This is a genomic window from Longimicrobium sp., assembly GCA_036389795.1.
Classification (GTDB): Bacteria; Gemmatimonadota; Gemmatimonadetes; order Longimicrobiales; family Longimicrobiaceae; genus Longimicrobium.
Genome location: DASVWD010000096.1, coordinates 17,640 through 36,023 on the forward strand (window position 1 = coordinate 17,640; position 18,384 = coordinate 36,023).

General features: G+C 73.6%; 23 protein-coding genes. 3 read left to right on the top strand and 20 right to left on the bottom strand.

Annotated elements, in window-relative coordinates:
- Positions 1-4 precede the first annotated feature (4 nt).
- From hisH to VF746_12250, 6 genes are all read right to left on the bottom strand, one after another.
- Positions 5-613 (bottom strand): imidazole glycerol phosphate synthase subunit HisH, encoded by a 609-nt coding sequence (gene hisH / locus VF746_12225; GenBank protein ID HEX8693183.1) that lies wholly within the window; start codon positions 611-613, stop codon positions 5-7.
- A 17-nt stretch (positions 614-630) separates the two neighbouring features.
- Positions 631-1,227 (bottom strand): imidazoleglycerol-phosphate dehydratase HisB, encoded by a 597-nt coding sequence (gene hisB, locus VF746_12230; protein ID HEX8693184.1) that lies wholly within the window; start codon positions 1,225-1,227, stop codon positions 631-633.
- On the bottom strand, positions 1,224-2,345 hold the full coding sequence (gene hisC, locus VF746_12235) for a histidinol-phosphate transaminase (protein HEX8693185.1): 1,122 nt from the start codon (positions 2,343-2,345) through the stop codon (positions 1,224-1,226). Before hisC ends, hisB begins: the two co-directional genes overlap by 4 nt.
- Before the next feature lie 323 nt (positions 2,346-2,668).
- The gene (locus VF746_12240) at positions 2,669-3,958 is read right to left on the bottom strand and encodes an adenylosuccinate synthase (GenBank protein HEX8693186.1); all 1,290 of its coding nucleotides are present in this window, start codon (positions 3,956-3,958) and stop codon (positions 2,669-2,671) included.
- A 222-nt stretch (positions 3,959-4,180) separates the two neighbouring features.
- Positions 4,181-4,741 carry a hypothetical protein gene (locus VF746_12245; protein HEX8693187.1) on the bottom strand — a complete coding sequence of 187 codons (561 nt, stop codon included), beginning with the start codon at positions 4,739-4,741 and terminating at the stop codon, positions 4,181-4,183.
- Positions 4,742-4,941: 200 nt separating this feature from the next.
- Complete coding sequence (locus VF746_12250; GenBank protein HEX8693188.1) at positions 4,942-5,412, bottom strand: energy transducer TonB; 471 nt, start codon at positions 5,410-5,412, stop codon at positions 4,942-4,944.
- Between the two features lie 227 nt (positions 5,413-5,639).
- On the opposite strand from VF746_12250, the gene VF746_12255 reads away from it, so the two are divergent.
- The gene (locus VF746_12255; protein ID HEX8693189.1) at positions 5,640-6,779 is read left to right on the top strand and encodes a polysaccharide deacetylase family protein; all 1,140 of its coding nucleotides are present in this window, start codon (positions 5,640-5,642) and stop codon (positions 6,777-6,779) included.
- On the opposite strand, the gene VF746_12260 is transcribed toward VF746_12255, so the two are convergent.
- From VF746_12260 to VF746_12300, 9 genes are all read right to left on the bottom strand, one after another.
- Positions 6,751-7,311: a nuclear transport factor 2 family protein gene (locus VF746_12260; GenBank protein HEX8693190.1), complete on the bottom strand. Its 561-nt coding sequence runs from the start codon at positions 7,309-7,311 to the stop codon at positions 6,751-6,753. The two genes, VF746_12255 and VF746_12260, sit on opposite strands and share 29 nt — an antisense overlap.
- A gap of 113 nt (positions 7,312-7,424) precedes the next feature.
- On the bottom strand, positions 7,425-7,928 hold the full coding sequence (locus tag VF746_12265) for an isoprenylcysteine carboxylmethyltransferase family protein (protein ID HEX8693191.1): 504 nt from the start codon (positions 7,926-7,928) through the stop codon (positions 7,425-7,427).
- A 264-nt stretch (positions 7,929-8,192) separates the two neighbouring features.
- A complete protein-coding gene (locus tag VF746_12270; protein ID HEX8693192.1) occupies positions 8,193-8,849 on the bottom strand; it encodes a DUF5612 domain-containing protein in 657 nt (218 codons plus the stop codon).
- Positions 8,850-8,913: 64 nt separating this feature from the next.
- Positions 8,914-9,327, bottom strand: a complete 414-nt coding sequence (locus VF746_12275) for a hypothetical protein (protein HEX8693193.1) — start codon at positions 9,325-9,327, stop codon at positions 8,914-8,916.
- Positions 9,328-9,339: 12 nt separating this feature from the next.
- On the bottom strand, positions 9,340-9,996 hold the full coding sequence (locus VF746_12280) for a hypothetical protein (GenBank protein HEX8693194.1): 657 nt from the start codon (positions 9,994-9,996) through the stop codon (positions 9,340-9,342).
- 124 nt (positions 9,997-10,120) lie between these two features.
- A complete protein-coding gene (locus VF746_12285; GenBank protein ID HEX8693195.1) occupies positions 10,121-10,732 on the bottom strand; it encodes a class I SAM-dependent methyltransferase in 612 nt (203 codons plus the stop codon).
- Between the two features lie 48 nt (positions 10,733-10,780).
- Positions 10,781-11,305: an FKBP-type peptidyl-prolyl cis-trans isomerase gene (locus VF746_12290; GenBank protein HEX8693196.1), complete on the bottom strand. Its 525-nt coding sequence runs from the start codon at positions 11,303-11,305 to the stop codon at positions 10,781-10,783.
- A gap of 136 nt (positions 11,306-11,441) precedes the next feature.
- Positions 11,442-12,050, bottom strand: coding sequence for a hypothetical protein (locus VF746_12295; protein HEX8693197.1), 609 nt, complete (start codon positions 12,048-12,050; stop codon positions 11,442-11,444).
- A 6-nt stretch (positions 12,051-12,056) separates the two neighbouring features.
- A complete protein-coding gene (locus VF746_12300) occupies positions 12,057-12,470 on the bottom strand; it encodes an SgcJ/EcaC family oxidoreductase (GenBank protein ID HEX8693198.1) in 414 nt (137 codons plus the stop codon).
- Positions 12,471-12,578: 108 nt separating this feature from the next.
- On the opposite strand from VF746_12300, the gene VF746_12305 reads away from it, so the two are divergent.
- Together VF746_12305 and VF746_12310 are read left to right on the top strand one after the other, a co-directional pair.
- The gene (locus VF746_12305) at positions 12,579-12,815 is read left to right on the top strand and encodes a hypothetical protein (protein HEX8693199.1); all 237 of its coding nucleotides are present in this window, start codon (positions 12,579-12,581) and stop codon (positions 12,813-12,815) included.
- Between the two features lie 14 nt (positions 12,816-12,829).
- Positions 12,830-13,177 (top strand): type II toxin-antitoxin system PemK/MazF family toxin, encoded by a 348-nt coding sequence (locus VF746_12310; GenBank protein ID HEX8693200.1) that lies wholly within the window; start codon positions 12,830-12,832, stop codon positions 13,175-13,177.
- A gap of 46 nt (positions 13,178-13,223) precedes the next feature.
- On the opposite strand, the gene VF746_12315 is transcribed toward VF746_12310, so the two are convergent.
- The 5 genes from VF746_12315 to VF746_12335 all read right to left on the bottom strand — a co-directional run bounded on the left by VF746_12315 (position 13,224) and on the right by VF746_12335 (position 18,025).
- Entirely contained in the window at positions 13,224-14,291 is a 1,068-nt protein-coding gene (locus VF746_12315; GenBank protein ID HEX8693201.1) for an alpha/beta hydrolase, read from the bottom strand.
- An 81-nt stretch (positions 14,292-14,372) separates the two neighbouring features.
- Positions 14,373-14,948 carry a hypothetical protein gene (locus tag VF746_12320; GenBank protein ID HEX8693202.1) on the bottom strand — a complete coding sequence of 192 codons (576 nt, stop codon included), beginning with the start codon at positions 14,946-14,948 and terminating at the stop codon, positions 14,373-14,375.
- A 61-nt stretch (positions 14,949-15,009) separates the two neighbouring features.
- On the bottom strand, positions 15,010-15,501 hold the full coding sequence (locus VF746_12325; GenBank protein ID HEX8693203.1) for a DUF456 domain-containing protein: 492 nt from the start codon (positions 15,499-15,501) through the stop codon (positions 15,010-15,012).
- Between the two features lie 304 nt (positions 15,502-15,805).
- Positions 15,806-16,966 carry a PilT/PilU family type 4a pilus ATPase gene (locus VF746_12330; GenBank protein ID HEX8693204.1) on the bottom strand — a complete coding sequence of 387 codons (1,161 nt, stop codon included), beginning with the start codon at positions 16,964-16,966 and terminating at the stop codon, positions 15,806-15,808.
- Between the two features lie 3 nt (positions 16,967-16,969).
- A complete protein-coding gene (locus VF746_12335) occupies positions 16,970-18,025 on the bottom strand; it encodes a D-2-hydroxyacid dehydrogenase (GenBank protein HEX8693205.1) in 1,056 nt (351 codons plus the stop codon).
- Positions 18,026-18,384 lie beyond the last annotated feature (359 nt).

Below are 18,384 nucleotides of genomic sequence, written 5' to 3' on the forward strand. Positions count from 1 at the left end.
CCCCTCACATCCCCGCGAAGTTCCTGAGGATCCGGAGCCCGTCCTCCTGGCTCTTCTCGGGGTGGAACTGGATCCCCCACACGTTGTCGCGCCCCACGATGCTGGCGAAGGTGTCGTCGTAGGTGCAGCGGCCGAGGACGTGCTCCGCGTCAGCCTCCAGCGCGCCGAAGGAGTGCACGTGGTAGAACCAGCGCGGCTCGGGGCCGGCTACCCCATCCAGCAGCGGGTCGGCCTCGGCGCCGCGGATGAACTCCACCGAGTTCCACCCCACGTGCGGCAGCGGCAGGTCCGTCCTGAGCCGCCGGATCGTCCCCGGCAGCAGCCCCAGCCCGCGCACCCCCGGCGCCTCCTCGCTTCCCTCGTAGAGGAGCTGCATCCCCACGCAGATCCCCAGGAACGGGCGGCCGAAGGCCACGTGCCCGCGCACCGCGTCGCCCAGCCCCCGCTCCTCCAGCCGCGTCATGCACTGCCCGAAGTGCCCCTGCCCGGGAAGCACCAGCCGCTCCGCGCCGGCCGCCACGGCCGGGTCGTCCGTCAGCACCGCGCCGGCGCCCTCGTGCTCGAAGGCCTTGGCGACGGAGCGCAGGTTCCCCGCGCCGTAGTCGAGGATCACGACCTTCGGCCTGGCCGTCACAGCGCGCCCTTGGTCGAGGGGACCACGCCCTCGCGGCGCGGGTCCGGGCGCGTGGCGGCGTCCAGCGCGCGGGCGGCGGCCTTGAAGGTGGCCTCCACCACGTGGTGCGCGTTGTCGCCGCGCAGGCCGTCCAGGTGCATGGTGACCCGCGCCTCGGTGGCGAAGGCGCGCCAGAACTCGGCCGAGAGGGCGGCGTCGAACTCGCCGATGCGCGCCTGGCCGGGCGGGAGCGGCACCGCGAAGTGCAGGAACGGCCGCCCCGAGACGTCCACCACCGCCCGCACCAGCGCCTCGTCCAGCGGCACCGTGGCGTCGGCGTAGCGCGCGATCCCGGCCTTGTCGCCCAGCGCGTCCAGGAAGGCGCCGCCCAGGACGATCCCCACGTCCTCCACGGTGTGGTGCGCGTCCACGTGCAGGTCGCCCGCGCACTCCACCTCCAGGTCGAACATCCCGTGGCGGGCCAGCGCGTCGAGCATGTGGTCGAAGAAGCCGATCCCGGTCGCCACCCGCGCCTCGCCCGCGCCGTCCAGGCCGATGCGCACCCGCACCCGGGTCTCCCGCGTCTGCCGCTCCCGCTCGCCCGTCCGGCTCATGCCGCCTCGCTCATGATCGTCTTCAGCGCCTCGAGGAACGCGCCCGTCTCCTCCGGCGTCCCGGCGTTGACCCGCAGGCAGCGCTCCAGCATCGGGTACTTCGACACGTCGCGCACCAGGATCCCGTGCTCGCCCAGCAGCCGCTCGAAGAGCCGCGTGTGGGTGACGTGGGGCGAGTCGACGCGGAAGAGCACGAAGTTGGCCGCGCTGCCGTAGACGCGGATGCCGGGGACGCCCCGCATCTCCCGCAGCAGCCGGTCGCGCTCGCCGCGGATCGCCTGGACGCTGGCCGCCAGCAGGTCGCGGCCGCGCAGCACCTCGGCGGCGGCCACCTCGGTGAAGAAGTTGATGTTGTACGGCAGCTTGGCCTTGTGCACCTCCGCCGCCAGCGCCGGGTGCGCCAGCAGGTACCCCGCGCGCAGCCCCGCCAGCGCCATCGCCTTGCTGAAGGTGCGCAGCACCACCAGGCGGGGGCGCTCGTCCAGGAGCGGACGCCCGTCGTAGCCGCCGAACTCCACGTACGCCTGGTCCAGCAGCACCAGCGCGCCCGTCTCGGCGTGGATGCGCTCGATCTCCTCGCGGGAGAGCCAGCACCCCGTGGGGTTGTTCGGCGTGCAGAGGACGACCACCGCCGCGTCCGAGTCCCGCGCCGCGCGCACGATCCCCTCGACGTCGAAGCGCAGGTCGTCCGTGAGCGGGACGGAGGCGACGGTGCCGCCGTTCACCTCCGTCATCAGCCGGTAGAGCGTGAAGGTCGGCTCGGGGATGACGACAGTGGTGCCGGGGCCGACGGTGACGGTCAGGATCGCCTGGATCAGCTCGTTGGAGCCGTTGGCCACCAGCACGCCCTCGGCCGGCCACCCCGCCGCCTCGGCGACGGCCGAGATGAAGTTGCTGGCGACGAACGGCGGGTAGCGGTTCCACGGCCGGTCCTTCAGCCGCTCGGCGATGCGCGCCTTCAGCGCGTCGGGGACGTCGTACGGGCTCTCGTTCTGGTTGAGCTTGATGCGCGGCTCGTACGGCCTGAGGGTGTACGCCCCCAGCGCCCGCACCGCCGGCTTCACCCGCGCGAGCGCCGCCTCCAGCTCCGCGTCGACCGAGGTCGCACTCCCTGCCATTCAGCTACCAGATGCCTTCAACCTGTTGCCTTCGACTATGGTTGTCATCCTGAGGGAGCCGCCGCACAGACCCAGCCCTCCACGACGATGCCGGGCGGCGACCGAAGGATCTACTCGCCCCGCCTGGTGGACGGCCTCCACGCGATGGACGAGCCTCGCGGCGGGGTGAGTAGATTCCTCGGTCGCCACAACCCTTCGCGCAGACGCGAGTCCTGCGCGGGCTCCCTCGGAATGACATCCTTAGGGATGTCCGCCATCCAAACGAGCGACGGGCGCAAGATATTGCGCCCGCCGTGCTTCCGCATCCTCCCACGACGGACGCCCTATCGCTCCACGTGGATGATCTGGTCGCGGCGGGTGCCGACGGAGACGTACCAGATCGGCACGCCGGTCAGCTCCTCCAGGCGGCGCAGGTAGCGGTGCGCGGCCCCGGGAAGGTCTTCCCAGCGGCGCGCCTGCCGCGTGTCGGTCCGCCAGCCGGGGAGCGTCTCGTACTCCGGCTCGGCCTCCTCCAGCAGCCCCAGGTCGCCCGGGAAGTCGTCCAGCGTGTCCCCCGCCGCGCAGTAGCGGGTGGCGATCTTCACCTCGTCCAGGTGGTCCAGCACGTCCAGCTTGGTCACCGCCAGGCCGGTGAGCCCGTTCACCCGCGCCGCGTAGCGCACCACCACCGCGTCGAACCAGCCGCAGCGGCGCGGGCGCCCCGTCGTCGCCCCGTACTCGCCGCCCCACTCGCGCACCTGCTCCTGCAGCCCCGGCGGCAGCTCGGTGGGCAGCGGCCCCTCGCCCACGCGCGTGGTGTAGGCCTTCACCACCCCCACCACGTCGTCGATCATCGTGGGCCCGATCCCCACGCCCAGCGCCGCGCCGCCCGAGGTGGTGTTCGACGAGGTGACGTACGGGTAGGTGCCGTGGTCCACGTCCAGCAGCGCCCCCTGCGCCCCCTCCAGCAGCACGCGGCTGCCCGCGTTCAGCGCGTCGTGGATCACCCGGCCGGTGTCGACCATCAGCGCCAGCAGCCGCTCGCGCATCCCCATCACGTCGCGCACCAGCAGGTCCGCGTCCACCTGCTCGGCCGAGTCGAAGAGCGAGAGCTTGCGGTTGATCCGCTCGGCGGCGCGGCGCAGCAGCTCCTCGGCGCGGGAGGGGTCGCGCAGGTCGGCCACGCGGATCCCCTGGCGGGCCACCTTGTCCTCGTACGCCGGCCCGATCCCGCGCCCCGTGGTGCCGATCTTCCCCGCCCCGCGGCTCTTCTCGGCGGCGCGGTCGAGCAGCTTGTGGTAGTAGAGGAGGAGGTGCGCGCGACCGCTGACCCCCACGCGCCCCTCGGCGTCGATCCCGCGCGCCACCAGCGCGTCGTACTCCTCGAAGAACTGGAAGGGGTCGAACACCACCCCGTTGCCCAGCAGGCAGCGGCGGCGGGGGTGCAGGATGCCGGAGGGGATCTGGTGGAGGATGAACTCCTCCTGCCCCACGTGTACGGTGTGCCCCGCGTTGGCGCCGCCCTGGTAGCGGGCGACGATGTCCACCTCTTCGGCGAGGACGTCGACGATCTTCCCCTTCCCCTCGTCGCCCCACTGCGAGCCGACGATCACCACGCAGCTTCCGCTCTTCATCTCTCCCGTCCCGAGAGCGCCCGGACGCCCGGCGCGACGACCGCGCCGGGCAAGGATTCGACGCGCGCGCGAAGACCAGCGGCACCAGGCCAGGCGCGTGGCCCGGTGCAGGGATCGCGCCGCGGGGGCGCGCGAAAAAGCGCGGTCCCGCCAGAAGGTGGGACCGCGCTCGACGCATCCTGAGTTGAATATATGCCGCCTCCGGGGGGTGTCAACCGGGCCTCACTCGAGGCGGAGGGAGTAGATCACGATGTACGAGACCGTGCAGCCGAGGAGCGCGAGGGTGGCGGCGACGTGGTAGCGCACGCTCCGGCTGCGGATCAGCGTCAGGAGCAGCGCGATGGCCACCAGGCGGATGGCCACGCCGGCGTCCATCCCGATGTTCCCCCGCAGCGTCTGGTCGAGCAGGGTGTGCCCCAGGTACAGCGCCAGCAGCGCGAAGAAGTAGTGGCGCTGCGCGAAGTACTGCTCCAGCAGGTCGGTGCCGTCGTCCACCTCGTCGGGGAGCGCCGCGGCGCCCACCAGGAACAGGAGGATCGGGCCGCAGAGATGGATCACGAACGCGAAGAAGTTGCCCCACACCGGCGCCCGGCCGGTCCGGAAGAAGACCCACCAGTACTGCAGCGTGAGAAGGAGCACGCCGGCGGCCCACAGGAGCGGCAGCCAGTGCCAGCGCACGCGGCGGCGGGCCCGGATCAGCCGGTGCAGGCTGCCGAGCAGGTCCGTCAGCCCCAGGCCGACGATGATGGAGACGAGCGCGAGGAGGTGCTCGTACCGTTCCATGGCGGGAGCGGGTGCGGGATGGACGGGAGGGAGAGGATCGGGAGCTCGCGGGCGGCAAGCGAAAGCGCGGTCCGGGAGGGTGGGACCGCGCTCGCCTCGTCCTGCGCGGAAGCTACGCCGCCGCCGCGGGAGGTGTCAACGGAATCCGCGTGGGAGCCCCGGGCCGCGGCTGGCCACGCCGCGGCGTCGGCCCACGGCCGTCACGGCCTGCTCCCGGGCTCGGGCGGAGGCCACGGCTCCTCCCTCTTCGCCGGCGGCAGGGAGGTGTGGAAGGTGATCGGCAGCGTCACCCAGGCGCGGACGGGTTTGCCGCCCACCCGCGCCGGACGGAACCGGAGCGTCTGCGCCACCTGGGTGGCCGCCGGCACCAGGTCGGGGTTCGTGGCGACCTCGAGCGCGATGGAGGTGGTGTCGACGGAGCCGTCCGCCTGCACGCGCATCCGCAGGGTCACGGTCCCGCCGATTCCCTGCGCGCGCAGATGCGGCGGGTATCTGCGCGAGATCTCGCGCGCGACCTGCCGGCGGTTCAGCAGCTCGGGCAGCTCTTCGACGGCGGAGAGCTGATACGTCCCCAGGGCCGGGGGTTCCGCGGGCGCGCCCTGTCCCCGCGCGGCGCCCGGGAGCCAGAGCAGGGCCGCCGCGAGGGCGATGAAGGGGTGAACTCTCGTCATCGTCGCTCGGAGTCGGATCGGAGTCGGATCGGAAAAGAGAAGGTGCACGTACGCGAAGAATGGCACGCGAGGGCCCTGCGCCAATACTGCTGGATCGGAGCCCCGCGCCGCCGCGGCGGGTGTCGACCGCCGGACGCACGGTGGCGGGGTCGCGGGGTCGCCAGGTAGACTCAGGGCCGGGCCCGACCCGCTCACCGGCACGCCACCGACCGCATCCACCATCGCCGATGCACGCAGCCACCCGCATCCCACGCCCCCGCGCGGCACGCCGCCTCCTGGTCCTGGCCGCGCTCTGCTCGGCCGCCTGCGCCGCGCCCCCGCGGAGCTTGCCGGCGGACCCGGCCGGAGCGCAGGGCGGCATCCCCGTGCTCGCCTGGCACTACTTCCAGGACGAGCCCACCGCGCGGGACGGCTCGCTGACCGAGTCGTACTCCGCGTTCGAGGAGACGCTCGTGTTCCTCGAGGAGCAGGGGTTCCGGTCGGTGTTCCCGGAGGAGGCCCGGCCCCCCGGCAGGGGCGGCGGCCGCCAGGTGATCCTCACCTTCGACGACGGGCCCAGGGCGCAGCTGCGCGCGGCCGAGCTCCTGGAGCGCCACGGCTTCCGCGGGATCTTCTTCGTGATCCCCAGCCGCACCCGCCCGGGGAGCGACCGCTTCCTCACCCCTGACGAGGTGGAGCGGCTCGCCCGCGCCGGGCACCGGGTGGCCGCCCACGGCTACGACCACCGCAGCCTCCCCGGCTCCGGGGCCGAAGTGGCGGCCTCGCTCGTCCGCTCTCCCCGCCTGTTGGGCGAGCAGACGCGGTCGGCGCCGGCCACACGGGACTTCGCCTTCCCCTTCGGCCACTACACCCCGGAGATCGCGGAGGCGCTCGCGGGGAGCTACCGCTGGCTGCACACCGTCAACCCCGGCTACTGGGACGGCAGGTCTGCCCTGCTGCCGCGGATGCTGGTGATGCGCGGCGTGGACCCGGCCCTCTACCGCGAGTACGTGCTGGGCGGGGCGCGCTACCGGCCCGTGCTGGAGCCGCTGGCGGACGACGGCGCCGTCGCGGAGCGCGTCGCCTTCCGGGCGCGCGGACCCGTCCCCGGCGGCGTCGAGCTCTTCTCCGTCTCGGCCGACGCCACGGGGCGCAGCTACGTCAGCCATCCGCTCGGCGAGAGCCTGCAGGTCCGCGGCGACACCGTGTGGGTGGACCTCGCCGCCCACATGCGCCGCCACTACGCGCCCGAGCGCAGCGCGCTGAGCTACGCCCTGGTCACCCGCGAGGGAGGGGAGCTGCGCTGGCTCACCCCCGGGCTCCTGCACTGGATCCGCGAGCCCACCGCGCGGCCGGAGGCTACGAGCGGCGCGGCGGCGCGCCGGTAGGGGAGGGCGGCGCGGCGCGCGGGGCGACGGCGGTGCCCTGGGCGGCCACCAGCCACCACCTGTCGCTCCGGCGCACGTAGACGTGCAGGTAGCGCTGCTCGGTCAGCGTATGCCCTTCGGGCGTCATGGAGCGCAGCCGGCCGGCCACGGTGGCGGCGGCGGGGGCGAGCTCGCGCACCTCCAGCTCGTCGATCACGAAGCGCTGGTCGGGCGTGTCCTGGCCGAAGACGCGGAAGAGCGCGGGCCGGTCCACCCGCGCGCCGCTCCCCACCACGCCGCGGAAGTCCGGCGCGTAGAGCGCCGCCAGCCACGCGGTGTCGCGCCGCGCGATGGCCACGCTGCGCTCGCGCTCCATCGCCAGGATGCGGCGCTGGACCGGCGAGTACCCGGAGGTGTCGGGGAGGAAGATCGTCGTCTGCCCGGCCAGCACCCGGCCGGGCTCCTGCGCCTGGGAGGCTCCGGGTGCCGGGGCGAGCGCCAGGACGGCGGCGGCGAAGACGCTGGCGGCGCGGACGGCGGGCGGCGAGGACACGAAGGCCTCCCATCAAGGGCGGGACATGTGAGTGTCGGGGGATGACTCAAGTATGCCGCTTCGCCGCGGGAAGAACAAGCGGCGGACGTGGCGGCGTCCGGCCGGCGCCCTGGTCAGGCGGCCGGGCGCTCCGGCTCCCGGTACGGACGCAGCCGGGGGAGCCAGCGCGGCACCGCCGCCCGGTAGGCTTCGTAATCGGCGCCGAAGCGGCGGCCGAGCGTGCGCTCCTCGTAGAGCACGACGAACGCGTGGACGGCCAGGACGAAGACCAGGCCGTAGAGCAGGAGCACCGGCGCCCGCAGCAGCGCCGCCTCGCCCAGCAGGATCGCCCCCGCCCCCAGGTACATCGGGTTGCGCACGTAGCGGTACGGCCCGCTGACCACCAGCGCGCGGGGCGGGTCGAACGGCGCCGGGGTGCCGCGCCCGCGCACGGTGAAGTCCCACCAGCACCACGCCGCCAGCGCCAGCCCGCCGGCCGTCAGGAGCGCGCCCGCGATCGCGAGCGGCCCGGCGCCGATCCCGCGGACGGCGCCCGGGCCGGCCAGCTGGAGCGGCAGCAGGACGAACATGGTGGCGACGAAGGCCAGGGCGAAGAAGAGCGTCCGGAGCCAGACCATCCTTCACCTCCCAGGCGGATTTCCGATCCCGGATCCCATCATCATGATCCCGCAGGCGGTTGGAACCGCGGCCACGACGGCACGAAGTCCGCCTTCGGGGAGCAGCGGGAACCACGCTTTCCGCACCGAAGCCGGCTTCCGCGCCGAACCAGCCTGCGAAGGCAGGCTTCTCGCCGTTGCAGCCGCGGCTTCAGCCGCCCGGCTCGGGAGCCCGCCCCCGCAGCGCGCTTCGGCGCACGTCCGCGGCGGCCCGTCCGCCGCCGCTCAGAACACCCGGCGCTTGAGGTGGCTGACGGTGAACTTGGCCGTCTTCGCGATCGCCATCACGGTCATCACCCCCGCCTGCACCGGGTCGGTCACCACCAGGTCGGCCGCGTCGGGGACGCTCCCGGCCATGTTCAGGCTCACCACCAGGAGCCCCTGCGCGCGCACCTCGCGCACCGCCCGCTCGATGTCGCCGCCCATCAGCGAGCCCGCCAGCACCAGGGCCGAGGCGCGCGGCAGGCGGGCCACGGCGCGCACGGCGTCGGCCAGGGGCTGCTCGCCCACCAGCGGGATGGTGTCGACCGAGATGCGCTCGCCGCGGATGTTGTGGCGGTCGGCCTCGGAGATGGCGCCGATCGCCACCTGCCCCACCTGCGCGCCGCCGCCCATGATGATGATCCGCTTCCCGTAGATCATCTGCAGCGTCTTGACGAACTCCACCTCGTGCACCACGGGGAGCGCGCGGAGCTCCTCGGCCAGCGGCTGCGGGTCCTGCGGCATCTCGATCTCGAAGTAGATGCGGGCCTGGCCGGCTTCCTGGTCGATGATGTCGACCGAGGAGATGTCGCCGCCGTGCCCGGCGATCACCCCGGTCAGCCGGTGGAGCACGCCGGGACCCGAATCGGTCCGCACCATCAGTCCGAACTTCTCCACCATCTCCTTCCCTTTCTTTCTTCCGGCCGCGCCACGTCTCTCCAGGGCGCGGGCGCCGGGCGCCGGCTCACGATGCCAGGTGCGGCCAGAACGCGAGCGCGGCCGCGGCCGCGCACGGGACCAGGACCATCACCGTCCACCGCGTCCACGCCGGCCGGCGCCGCAGCGGCCCCCAGGCGACGGCGTACGCCAGGACGAGCGAAGAGGGCCAGACGAGGGTGGTGACGATCGCCGCCGCCCAGGCGCCGGCGCCCAGCTCCGCGTAGCCCCTCCCGAGCACCGCGCGCACCAGGGGGTCGAAGAGCTCGTAGACCACCGCGCCTGGGATGCCGAGGAGCACCACGCCGAGCGCGGCGAGCGCCGCGGCGACGCCGGCCGTGATCAGCAGCCCGCGCCGGCGCGGCCGGGCCTTCTCGGAGCGCAGGAAGACGACGGTCGCGATGACGGCGGCGCCGACGATGGCCAGGGGGATGGCGGTCAACGTCGCGTCCGCTCAGGACGACCCGTCCCGGCGGCGGCGGAGCCGCTCCACGCGCCGGAAGGAATCCTCTCCCCGGCTGAAGACCACGGCCCGGGTGGGCCGGCCGGCGGCCTCCGCCTCCTCCACCCGGCGCAGTAGCCTGCGGATCCCGTACGTCCCCCGCTCGCAGCAGACGCACGCGCACGGCGGGGAGCCGTTGGCGCGCGGCCGGTAGCGCCAGCCGACCACCTGCGGGAGCGCCTTCACCCGCAGGATCTCGGAGGGGAGGACCGCCCGGGGGACGAGCACCTCGTACCCTTCCGGCGAGTCGGGGAGCTTCCGGCCGCGCTGCACGGCCCTGGACTCCTGGTCCTGTTCGCGGGCGCGGGCGGGGTCGCGCCCCTCCGCCGCCATCATGAGCGCGACGGCCTCCGCCGCGGTCATCTCCACGTGCCCGCGGTTGTAGTGGCCGACGTGCACCGGCTCGTCACCGGGGAGGCGGAAGTAGACGCCCAGGATGGTGCCCCCGCCCAGCCTCCTCAGCTCCCGCAGCCACTGGTGCGAGACGTAGAAGCTGCGGGTCACCGGCAGCGCGTAGACGCCGCCCGGCCAGGTCCGGGGAGGCACGATCCCGCGGCGGCGGATGGAGCGCAGGTTCCGGTGCGAGGTCAGGTGGACGAAGACGGGCATGCCGGCTCGGGGACGTGTTGGGGAAGAGCGTTCGGCGGCCGGCCTGCCACGCGGGGGGCCGGCCGCCGGCAGCCGCGGGCGGCTCGACGATAGGGACGGGCTCGCGGCGCCGGGAGCGGCCTGCCTACGGGCCGGGCCCGGACGCCCGGGCCAGCCGCTGCGTGTACGACGCCCAGGTGCCGCGCCGCCCGGTGGCGCGGAGCCCCGCGGCCGCCGCCTCGCGAACCAGGACGCGCGGCCGCACGTAGTCGGGGTCCGGCAGCGACTCGGTGACGGCCGCCCAGCCGTCCGGCGCCAGGACGCGCGCGCACTCCCCGAGCGCCCCCGCCCGGTCGGGCACCTCGCCGAGCACGTTGACCAGGAGGATGCGCGCGAACCGCCCGTCGCGGAAGGGGAGCGCCGACGCCGTGGCGCACACCAGCGCGGGCGAGCGGCCCTCCGTGCGCCGCCGCACCTGGCGCAGCATGGCCGGCTGCACGTCCAGGCACACCAGCCGGACCCGCGGCTCCTCCCGCAGCAGCACCTCGGTGAACAGCCCCCCGCCCGGCCCGATCTCCAGCACCGGCATCCCGGGCGCCAGCTCCAGCTCCCGGGCCAGCCTCGCGGGCGCCAGGACGCGCCGGCGCAGCGGGTTGTCCAGGAGCCGGGTGAGCGCGGGCGGGAACGGCGCCGGCGCGCGGCGCCGCCAGAGCAGGCCGCCCGCGAGCAGCGCCACCGCCAGGAGCACGAATCGCATGGCGGACCGGGGTCTCGGGAGACGCCTCGCCGCAGCCCTCCGCGGCGGTCAGGGGGCCGTGCGGCTCACGGCCTCCCACGGCGGGCAGCCCTGCCCCCCGATCGGGTCGGCCAGGGCCATCAGCTCCACGTCGAAGATCAGGTCCGACCGGGCCGGGATCACCGGCGGGCGGCCGGATTCGCCGTACGCGAGCTGGTAGGGGATGAACAGGCGCCGGCGCCCGCCGACCCGCATCCCCACGAACCCCTCGTCCCACCCGGCGATGACGTGCCGCGCGCCCTGCGGGAACCCGATCGGGGGGCGCGGCGTGCCGTCCGGCGCCGGGTCGCGCGAGGAGTCGAACTTGGTGCCGTCGGTCAGCCAGCCGGTGTAGTGCGCGTAGACGCACTTGTGCGGCTCCACGGCCGCCCCGGTGCCTTCGCTCGCGTCGATGTAGCGCAGCGCGAACGCGGTGCGCTGCTCCCCGCTCAGCGGCGGGATGGCGGCCGGGAGCGCGGGCGCGGGGGTGCCGGGAGGGGCGCAGCCCGGCGCGCCCAGGAGCGCCGCGGCGGCGATCAGATGCAGCCGTTTCATCTACTTCTCTCCGACGCGAAGGAATTTCGAGTGGACTCGCCACCCAAACTCACTCCCGCCGGGCCGGCGCGCCAGGGGCCGCGGCGCCGATCATCCCCTTCGGGCCAACGGACGGCGGGCGCCGCGACGGACGCGGCTACGCGCCGAAGTCGAAGTAGGCGCGGATCTTCTCCTTCAGGCCGGGAGAGCGCGCGATGGAGAGCGTGCCGCACGCGGGCACCGCGGCCGACAGGGTCCAGGCGTGGGCCAGCTCGACCTGGGAGCTCCGGTCGTTCCCGGGGAAGCTCATCGACGCCTGCGGCACCTCGGGGGAATACCACTTCGGGTTGGTGGCCCGGTTGAGGGGGACGGCGACCGGGCCGCCGTCCGGGGTCTCGCCGATCACCAGCCAGGGCCGCTCGCCGTGGTAGACGGTCGAGAGCGGCCGGTCGTCGCGCGAGAGCGGGCCGGGGCGGGCGATCTCCCACAGCCGGGGGCCGGCGAGGATGCAGCCGCGCACCGCCCGGCGGACCGCGGCGTCGGCCGGGCCGCCGTCCGCGAGCAGGAGGTCCTCGCCCAGCGCGCCCAGCCAGACCACCGCTCCGTCCACCAGCCCCGCGACCTGGGTGTGCCGGTTCTGCCGGGCGTTGAGCGCGGCCGGGTGCACGCTCACCCTGAGCTCCGCCTCCCGCGGCGGCAGGTGCGCGAGGGAGCGCACGGCCAGCTCCACGAGCCGCACGCGGGTGCCGACGGCGAGCGTGGCCACAAACGCTCAGGCCCCTCCCCCGCCCGGCTGCGGCGTCACGAGCGTGTTGTGGAAGGCGGCGATCCTCCACTCGCTCCCGTCCCGCACCAGGACCAGGCTCTGCGTCGCCCGGTGCCGCCCCGCCATCGGCCCCGACGACGCCTCGAGCTCGCCCGTCGAGTGCGCGAGGATCACCCCGTCGGCCAGCTCCCGCGCGTGGGTCACCTCGTAGCGGATGCGGCTGCCGCGGTAGATCGACGCGAAGATGCCGCGGTGCCCCTCCGCGATCACCTCCCGGCCGCGGTGGTGGTCCCCGCGGATGTCCACGAAGTCGGCGTCGTCCGCGAACGGGCGGGCGAAGGCGGGGCTGTCGCCGGCGTTCCAGGCCTCCTCCAGCCGGCCGACGATCTCCCGGGCGATGCTGTGCGGATCGGTTGCCATGGTCGTCTCGTCAGTGGGTGATGGCGGCTCACGCCTCGGGCTGCATCGTGGAACGGCGCTCGTGAGACGCTCTGGCGGATTTGGGTATAACCATGGTATACTGATGGTATGAAGACTGCCATTTCGCTCCCCGACGACCTCTTCGCCGCCGCCGACGCCCTCGCCGGTCGCCTGGGCGTGAGTCGCAGCGAGCTCTACGCCACGGCCGTGGCCGAATTCCTCGCGAAGCACACCGCGAGCGAGGTGACGGCGCGCCTCGACCGGCTCTACGCCGCCGAGCCCAGCCAGCTCGATCCCGGCATCCGGCGCGCGCAGCGCGGTTCGCTGGGCCGAGAGACCTGGTAGGTGGGGCCCCGCGCGTGGAGATCCGTCGCGGTGAGATCTGGTGGGCCGACCTCGACGAGCCTCGCGGCTCGGAGCCGGGCTACCGCCGGCCCCTGCTCATCGTTCAGTCCGACGCCTTCAACCGGAGCCGGATCGCCACGGTGCTGGCCGTGGTGCTCACCAGCAACCTGCGTCTCGTGGAGGCGCCGGGCAACGTCCTGGTCCCCGCCAGGGCGGCAGGTCTGCCCAAAGACTCCGTCGCCAACGTGTCTCAGCTCGTCACGCTCGACCGCGAATTTCTCGAGGAGCGCGTGGGGCGCGTACCGGCACGCCTCATGGCCGCCGTCGATGCCGGTCTCAAGCTGGTGCTCGCGCTACCCTGACGCTGCAGATCCGCCACCCACCCGGAACGTCGCCCCTCGTATCAGGTCAGCGTCCCGTCCTCCGGCCAGGCGGCGTGGAGACGAAGCGCGCCACGTCGCGCGCGAAGCGGTCGGGCTCGTCCAGGTACACGAAGTGGCCGCTGTTCTCGTACTCCACGAAGCGGGCGTTCGGCAGCCGGCGGGCGAGCTCGCGCTGCCCCGCCGGGCCCGCGGCGCCGTCGTGCCCGCCCGCGATCACCAGCACCGGCATGGCGAGCCGGTCGAACGCCGTGAAGCGGTAGCGGAGCAGACCGGCCGCGAAGAGCGCCCGGCTCATCTCGCCCGTGTTGCGGACCCCGCGCGCCGCGTTCACGCTGTCCATCCGCGCCGGCACGGACGGGTCGGGGAACATCAGCTCGGTGTTGAACGCCTCGCGCTCCTCTCCGCTCTCGAACGCCCGGAACTCCAGCTCGCAGTCGCTGCGCCGCGCGCCGTCGCGCTCGAGGGTGTCGGCGCGCACACGGGCGTAAGCCGCGGGGCGCATCTCCGCCAGCCGCTGCAGCCGCAGGCGGCACTGGAACGGGGTGTCCCACAGCCCGGCGGCGAAGACCAGGTGCGAGACGCGCTCGGGATATTTCGCCGCGTACTCGAGCGCCAGCAGCCCGCCGAAGGAGTGCCCGACGAGCGCGATGCGCGGCACCCCCAGCGCCCGGCGAAGCGCCTCGACGTCCTCCACCAGCGTGGCGATCGCGTAGTCGCCGCTCGCCGGGCGGTCCGAGTGGCCGCTCCCGCGCTGGTCGAAGTACACCATGCGCAGCGAGCGCTCCATCCGCGGGCCCACCAGCGCGTCGAAGTGGGCGCTCCCCTGCCCGGGCCCGCCGTGCAGGAAGACGACGGGAGGCATCCCCGCCGGCGCCTCGCCCGCCACGCGGTACCACAGCCGCACCCCGTCGCGCACCACCTCGTGAGGCCCCGGGCGCAGGCCGGGCGGCAGGCCTGCGGGGTCGGCGGGGTCGGCGGGGGCCGGCCGCGCCCCCGGCGAGACGGCGGCGGGCTGGCACCCGATCGCCACGACCACGGCACCCGTCGCGGTCAGCACGAGCGCACGCCTGATCGGGGTTGTGCGGTGGATCATGCGGATCTCCTGCCGGACCGCGCTCACGGCATTCGTGCCCACGGGCTCTTCAGACGAGGGAAGCGCGCGGGATGACGCCGCTCACCGCAGACCCTTCGGCCAGTAAAGGTAGTGGATCGCCGTCTTCGGCCGGCGCTCGAAAGCCGCGATCAGGAGCACCTCGCTGCCACGCTCCAGCCACAGGACCCCCTGGCTCTTTTCCGGGTCGACCCTCCAGCCGGAGCGAGGAGCGGCGTTCGCGTAGAACCTGTGGACCACGGACGCGGAGTCCCGGGTCTCCGCCATCCAGGCCCGCATGCGCGAGGAATCCGCGGCGGCCGCTTTCGCATTCCGCAGATACGAATTCGCCTGGGCGGAATCTCCCCGGGTCGCCGCCAGGCCCGCCAGGAGCACCCCGGCCTCCCCCTCGGTGGGCACCCAGCTCTGCCTGCCGCCGGGATAGGGCTCGATCAGCGAGGCGAGTCCCTCCGCACCCGACCGCTCTCCGCGAAGGGCGAGCAGCGTCAGCGGGAGAAAGCAGAGGCACCACACGACCAGGACCGCCCTCCCGTCCCGGCGCGGGGAGGTGAAGGGGGTCCAGATGGAGCCCTGCCGGGAGAAGATCAGGACCAGGGAGTAGGCGAGGAGTGCCGCATCGAGCAGCAGCAGGAACGCCACGATGTGCTTTCCGTCGAGGGAGGATCGAGGTGAGGCTGCCGGTGCACCGGAGACGCGTCCCTCACACCGCCGCCGAGAGCAGCGCGATGGCCGCGATGGCCACGCCGATGCCGGACTTCAGGGCGACGGCGGCCAGGCGGCCCAGGAAGGCGCCCCACCCCACGCGCATCGCCGGGCGCCACTCGGGGTTCTTGGTCATCTCCAGCACCGCCGCGCCGGCGAAGGCGCCCAGGAAGGCGCCGACCACGCTGCCGAGGATCGGGATCGGCAGGCCCACGAAGGCGCCGATCAGCCCGCCGAAGATGGCGCCCCACCCGGCGCGCCGGCTCCCGCCGTACTTCTGCGCGAAGCGGCCGCCCAGCATGAACTCCAGCACCTCGGCCACCGTCGCCAGCACGGCCACCACCGCGATGGAGGGCCAGCCCACGGTGGCGAAGTCCGTCGCCCAGCCGTAGGCCACCAGGGCCACCACCTGCAGCCAGGTCCCCGGCAGCCCCAAGGGGATCAGCAGCAGGCCGGCCACCTGCGCCAGCACGAGAACCGCGTACTCCATCCGCCGCGCCTTTCGACGAGTCCCGGAACGCCGTAGACCGCTCGACCGCCAGCACGTAAGCACGTACCGCCGGACGAAGCAAGACCCGCTCCCGCGCTTTTTGTCGCGGGAGCGAGCCGCATCTCGCACTTCGTACGGGGATCGGATGAACCGCGAGTGGATCGAAGCCGGCGGGCATCCGTCCGACTCGCCACCCTCCGGGACCGTCGAGTAGATCCCTCGGGTCGCTACCGCGCCCCTCGGGATGACATCGCCGCGGGACGACAGGCTCGGCCCGCACTAACGCACTAACGCACTTCGCACTCTAGAAGTACGACTGCGTCATGCTCTCGCCCGCCGCGCGCCCGGAGAGCATGTTCATCTTCAGCTCGAAGTCGCCCGGGTTGGTGGCGGCGGCCTTGGCCACCGAGTAGTCCACCACCTCCTGGTTCACCAGCTCCATCAGGCACTGGTCGAACGTCTGCATCCCGTAGGTGGTGCGCCCCTCGGCGATCAGCTCGCGGATCTCCTCCAGGCGCTCCGGGTCGGCGATGCAGTCGCGGATGGTGCCCGTCACCACCATCACCTCCGATGCCAGCGCGCGCCCCTTGCCGTCCTTGCGCGGGAGCAGCCGCTGGCTGACCACCGCCTGCAGCTGCTCGGCCAGGCGCATCCGCACCACCTGCTGCTCCTCGGGCGGGAAGACGGCCACCAGGCGCGAGATGGTCGACGCCGCGTCGCGCGTGTGCACGGTGCTGATCACCAGGTGCCCCGTCTCGGCGCTCTTGAGCGCGATGTCGATCGACTCGGTGTCGCGCATCTCGCCGATCAGGATCACGTCGGGGTCCTGCCGGAGCGCCGCGCGCAGCCCGTGCCGGAAGTCGTCGGTGTCGACGCCGATCTCGCGCTGGGTGATGGAGCAGTTGACGTCGCGGTGCAGGAACTCGATCGGGTTCTCCAGCGTCACCACGTGGCGGCGCATGTTCTGGTTCATGTAGCCGATCATGGCCGCCTGCGTGGAGCTCTTCCCCGACCCCGTCACCCCCGTCACCAGGATCAGCCCGCGCTCCTGCGCCGCGATGTCGCGCAGCACCGGCGGCAGCCCCAGCTGCTCGAAGGTGGGGATGTCGATGGGGATCACCCGCATCACGATCATGAAGCTGCCGCGCTGGCGCAGGATGTTCACGCGGAAGCGCCCCACCCCCGCCAGCCCCCACGAGCAGTCGTAGTCGGTGATCTCGTCCAGGCGCCGCCGGTCGCGCTCGTGCGGGATCAGGAACTCGGCGATCCCGCGCGTCTGCTCGGGAGTGAGCCGCTGCTTGGTGAAGGGGATGAGCTGCCCGTTGATGCGGGCGCGGAACACGTCGCCGCTCTTGATGTGCAGGTCGCTGGCGCCGCGCTGCACGGCCGCCTTGATGATGTTCTCGACCGACTCCCGGAGGTCCGGCGCGCGCGCCGGGGGCGTTTCCTGAAGGGCTGTGCTCACGGTCTAGTATCCCGCTTTTTTGTCGACGGTGTTCAGGAGGGGGGCGCCGGCCAAGTAGCGCCGGAGGTTCTCGACCACGAGGTCCGTCTCGCGCCGCCAGAAGCCGTGGGAGGTGCCCGAAACATGGGGCGTCACCAGGCAGTTGGGAAGGCCCCACAGGGGCGAGCCGGCCGGGAGCGGCTCGCGCGCGAACACGTCGAGCCCCGCCCCCCGCAGCCGCCCGTCCCCGAGCGCCGCGGCCAGCGCCTCTTCGTCCACGACACCGCCGCGGCCCACGTTGATCACCACCGCGTGCCGCGGCAGCCGCGCCAGCTCGCGCTCGCCCAGCATCCCGCGCGTCCGCTCCGTCATCGGCGCGGCGAGCACCAGGTAGTCGCAGACCGGGAGGAGGCGCTCCAGCGCGTCGTCGCCCGTCCACACCTCCACGCCTTGCGGCCCCTCGGCGGAGCGGCGCCGCGTGCCGACCACGCGCATCCCCAGCGCCGCGCCCCGCCGCGCCACCGCCCGGCCGATCCCGCCCAGGCCCACGATCCCCAGCGTGGACCGGCCCAGCTCGCGGATCGGCGCGTCGGCGGCCAGGAAGGGCGACGGGTCCCACTCCCCGCGCGCCTGCGCGCGCACGGCCCAGTCCAGCCCGCGCGCGAAGTGCAGCACCATCGCCAGCACAGTGTCGGCGATCGGCTCGGCGTGCACGCCGGCGGAGTTGGTGAGCGCCACGGGGGAGGCGCGCATGAGGTCGTGCAGCGATCCGCCGACGCCCGCCGCGCCGGAGTGCGCCCAGCGCAGGCGGCCGTCGGGCGGCGCCGTGGCGGACTCGAACAGCTCGCGCGGGATGCCGTAGCCCAGGTAGACCTCCGCGCCGCGCACGGCCCGGAGCACGTCGGGCGCGACGCCGCCCCCGTCGCCACGCGAGTCGGCCGGCTCGGGGATGGCGACGAACTCCCAGTCGGGCGGCACGGCGGCGCGGATCTCCTCCAGCGCCCACTCCGGCATGTCCCAGATCGGCCGGCGCTCGCGCAGGTTGATGACGATGCGGCGCCGCAAGCCGGCGTTCTCCATGCGAATCGCGTTCCGGGTGCGAAAATCCGGTACGAGCGCGCAAAATCGCGCCTCCGCGGAGCGCCCACAACCCCGCAAAAAGCGCGACCCGCCGCGGAACGCGCGGCGGGCCGGATCATCGTTCAAAGAGATTGGACCTCGCCATCCGACAAACGGTGTCACCCTGAGGGCGCCTGCGCCGAAACCGCGTCCGCACGACCGTCCGGGCGCCCGGAGGATCTGCGGATGGGGCCGCACGTCACCCGACCTCACGCTCGGACGCAACCCGCAGATCCTTTGTCGCGGCCCGGGTTGTCGCCACTCCGACAGTTCCGCGAGGCGGCTCCTCAGGATGACAGCGTTGAGGGTCTTGCAGAAAC

Excerpts from the sequence above, each read along its gene's own strand:
- hisB (HEX8693184.1), bottom strand. The coding sequence starts at position 1,227 with ATGAGCCGGACGGGCGAGCGGGAGCGGCAGACGCGGGAGACCCGGGTG.
- hisC (HEX8693185.1), bottom strand. The coding sequence starts at position 2,345 with ATGGCAGGGAGTGCGACCTCGGTCGACGCGGAGCTGGAGGCGGCGCTC.
- VF746_12240 (HEX8693186.1), bottom strand. The coding sequence starts at position 3,958 with ATGAAGAGCGGAAGCTGCGTGGTGATCGTCGGCTCGCAGTGGGGCGAC.
- VF746_12245 (HEX8693187.1), bottom strand. The coding sequence starts at position 4,741 with ATGGAACGGTACGAGCACCTCCTCGCGCTCGTCTCCATCATCGTCGGC.
- VF746_12250 (HEX8693188.1), bottom strand. The coding sequence starts at position 5,412 with ATGACGAGAGTTCACCCCTTCATCGCCCTCGCGGCGGCCCTGCTCTGG.
- VF746_12255 (HEX8693189.1), top strand. The coding sequence starts at position 5,640 with ATGCACGCAGCCACCCGCATCCCACGCCCCCGCGCGGCACGCCGCCTC.
- VF746_12265 (HEX8693191.1), bottom strand. The coding sequence starts at position 7,928 with ATGGTCTGGCTCCGGACGCTCTTCTTCGCCCTGGCCTTCGTCGCCACC.
- VF746_12270 (HEX8693192.1), bottom strand. The coding sequence starts at position 8,849 with ATGGTGGAGAAGTTCGGACTGATGGTGCGGACCGATTCGGGTCCCGGC.
- VF746_12280 (HEX8693194.1), bottom strand. The coding sequence starts at position 9,996 with ATGCCCGTCTTCGTCCACCTGACCTCGCACCGGAACCTGCGCTCCATC.
- VF746_12285 (HEX8693195.1), bottom strand. The coding sequence starts at position 10,732 with ATGCGATTCGTGCTCCTGGCGGTGGCGCTGCTCGCGGGCGGCCTGCTC.
- VF746_12290 (HEX8693196.1), bottom strand. The coding sequence starts at position 11,305 with ATGAAACGGCTGCATCTGATCGCCGCCGCGGCGCTCCTGGGCGCGCCG.
- VF746_12300 (HEX8693198.1), bottom strand. The coding sequence starts at position 12,470 with ATGGCAACCGATCCGCACAGCATCGCCCGGGAGATCGTCGGCCGGCTG.
- VF746_12305 (HEX8693199.1), top strand. The coding sequence starts at position 12,579 with ATGAAGACTGCCATTTCGCTCCCCGACGACCTCTTCGCCGCCGCCGAC.
- VF746_12315 (HEX8693201.1), bottom strand. The coding sequence starts at position 14,291 with ATGATCCACCGCACAACCCCGATCAGGCGTGCGCTCGTGCTGACCGCG.
- VF746_12325 (HEX8693203.1), bottom strand. The coding sequence starts at position 15,501 with ATGGAGTACGCGGTTCTCGTGCTGGCGCAGGTGGCCGGCCTGCTGCTG.
- VF746_12335 (HEX8693205.1), bottom strand. The coding sequence starts at position 18,025 with ATGGAGAACGCCGGCTTGCGGCGCCGCATCGTCATCAACCTGCGCGAG.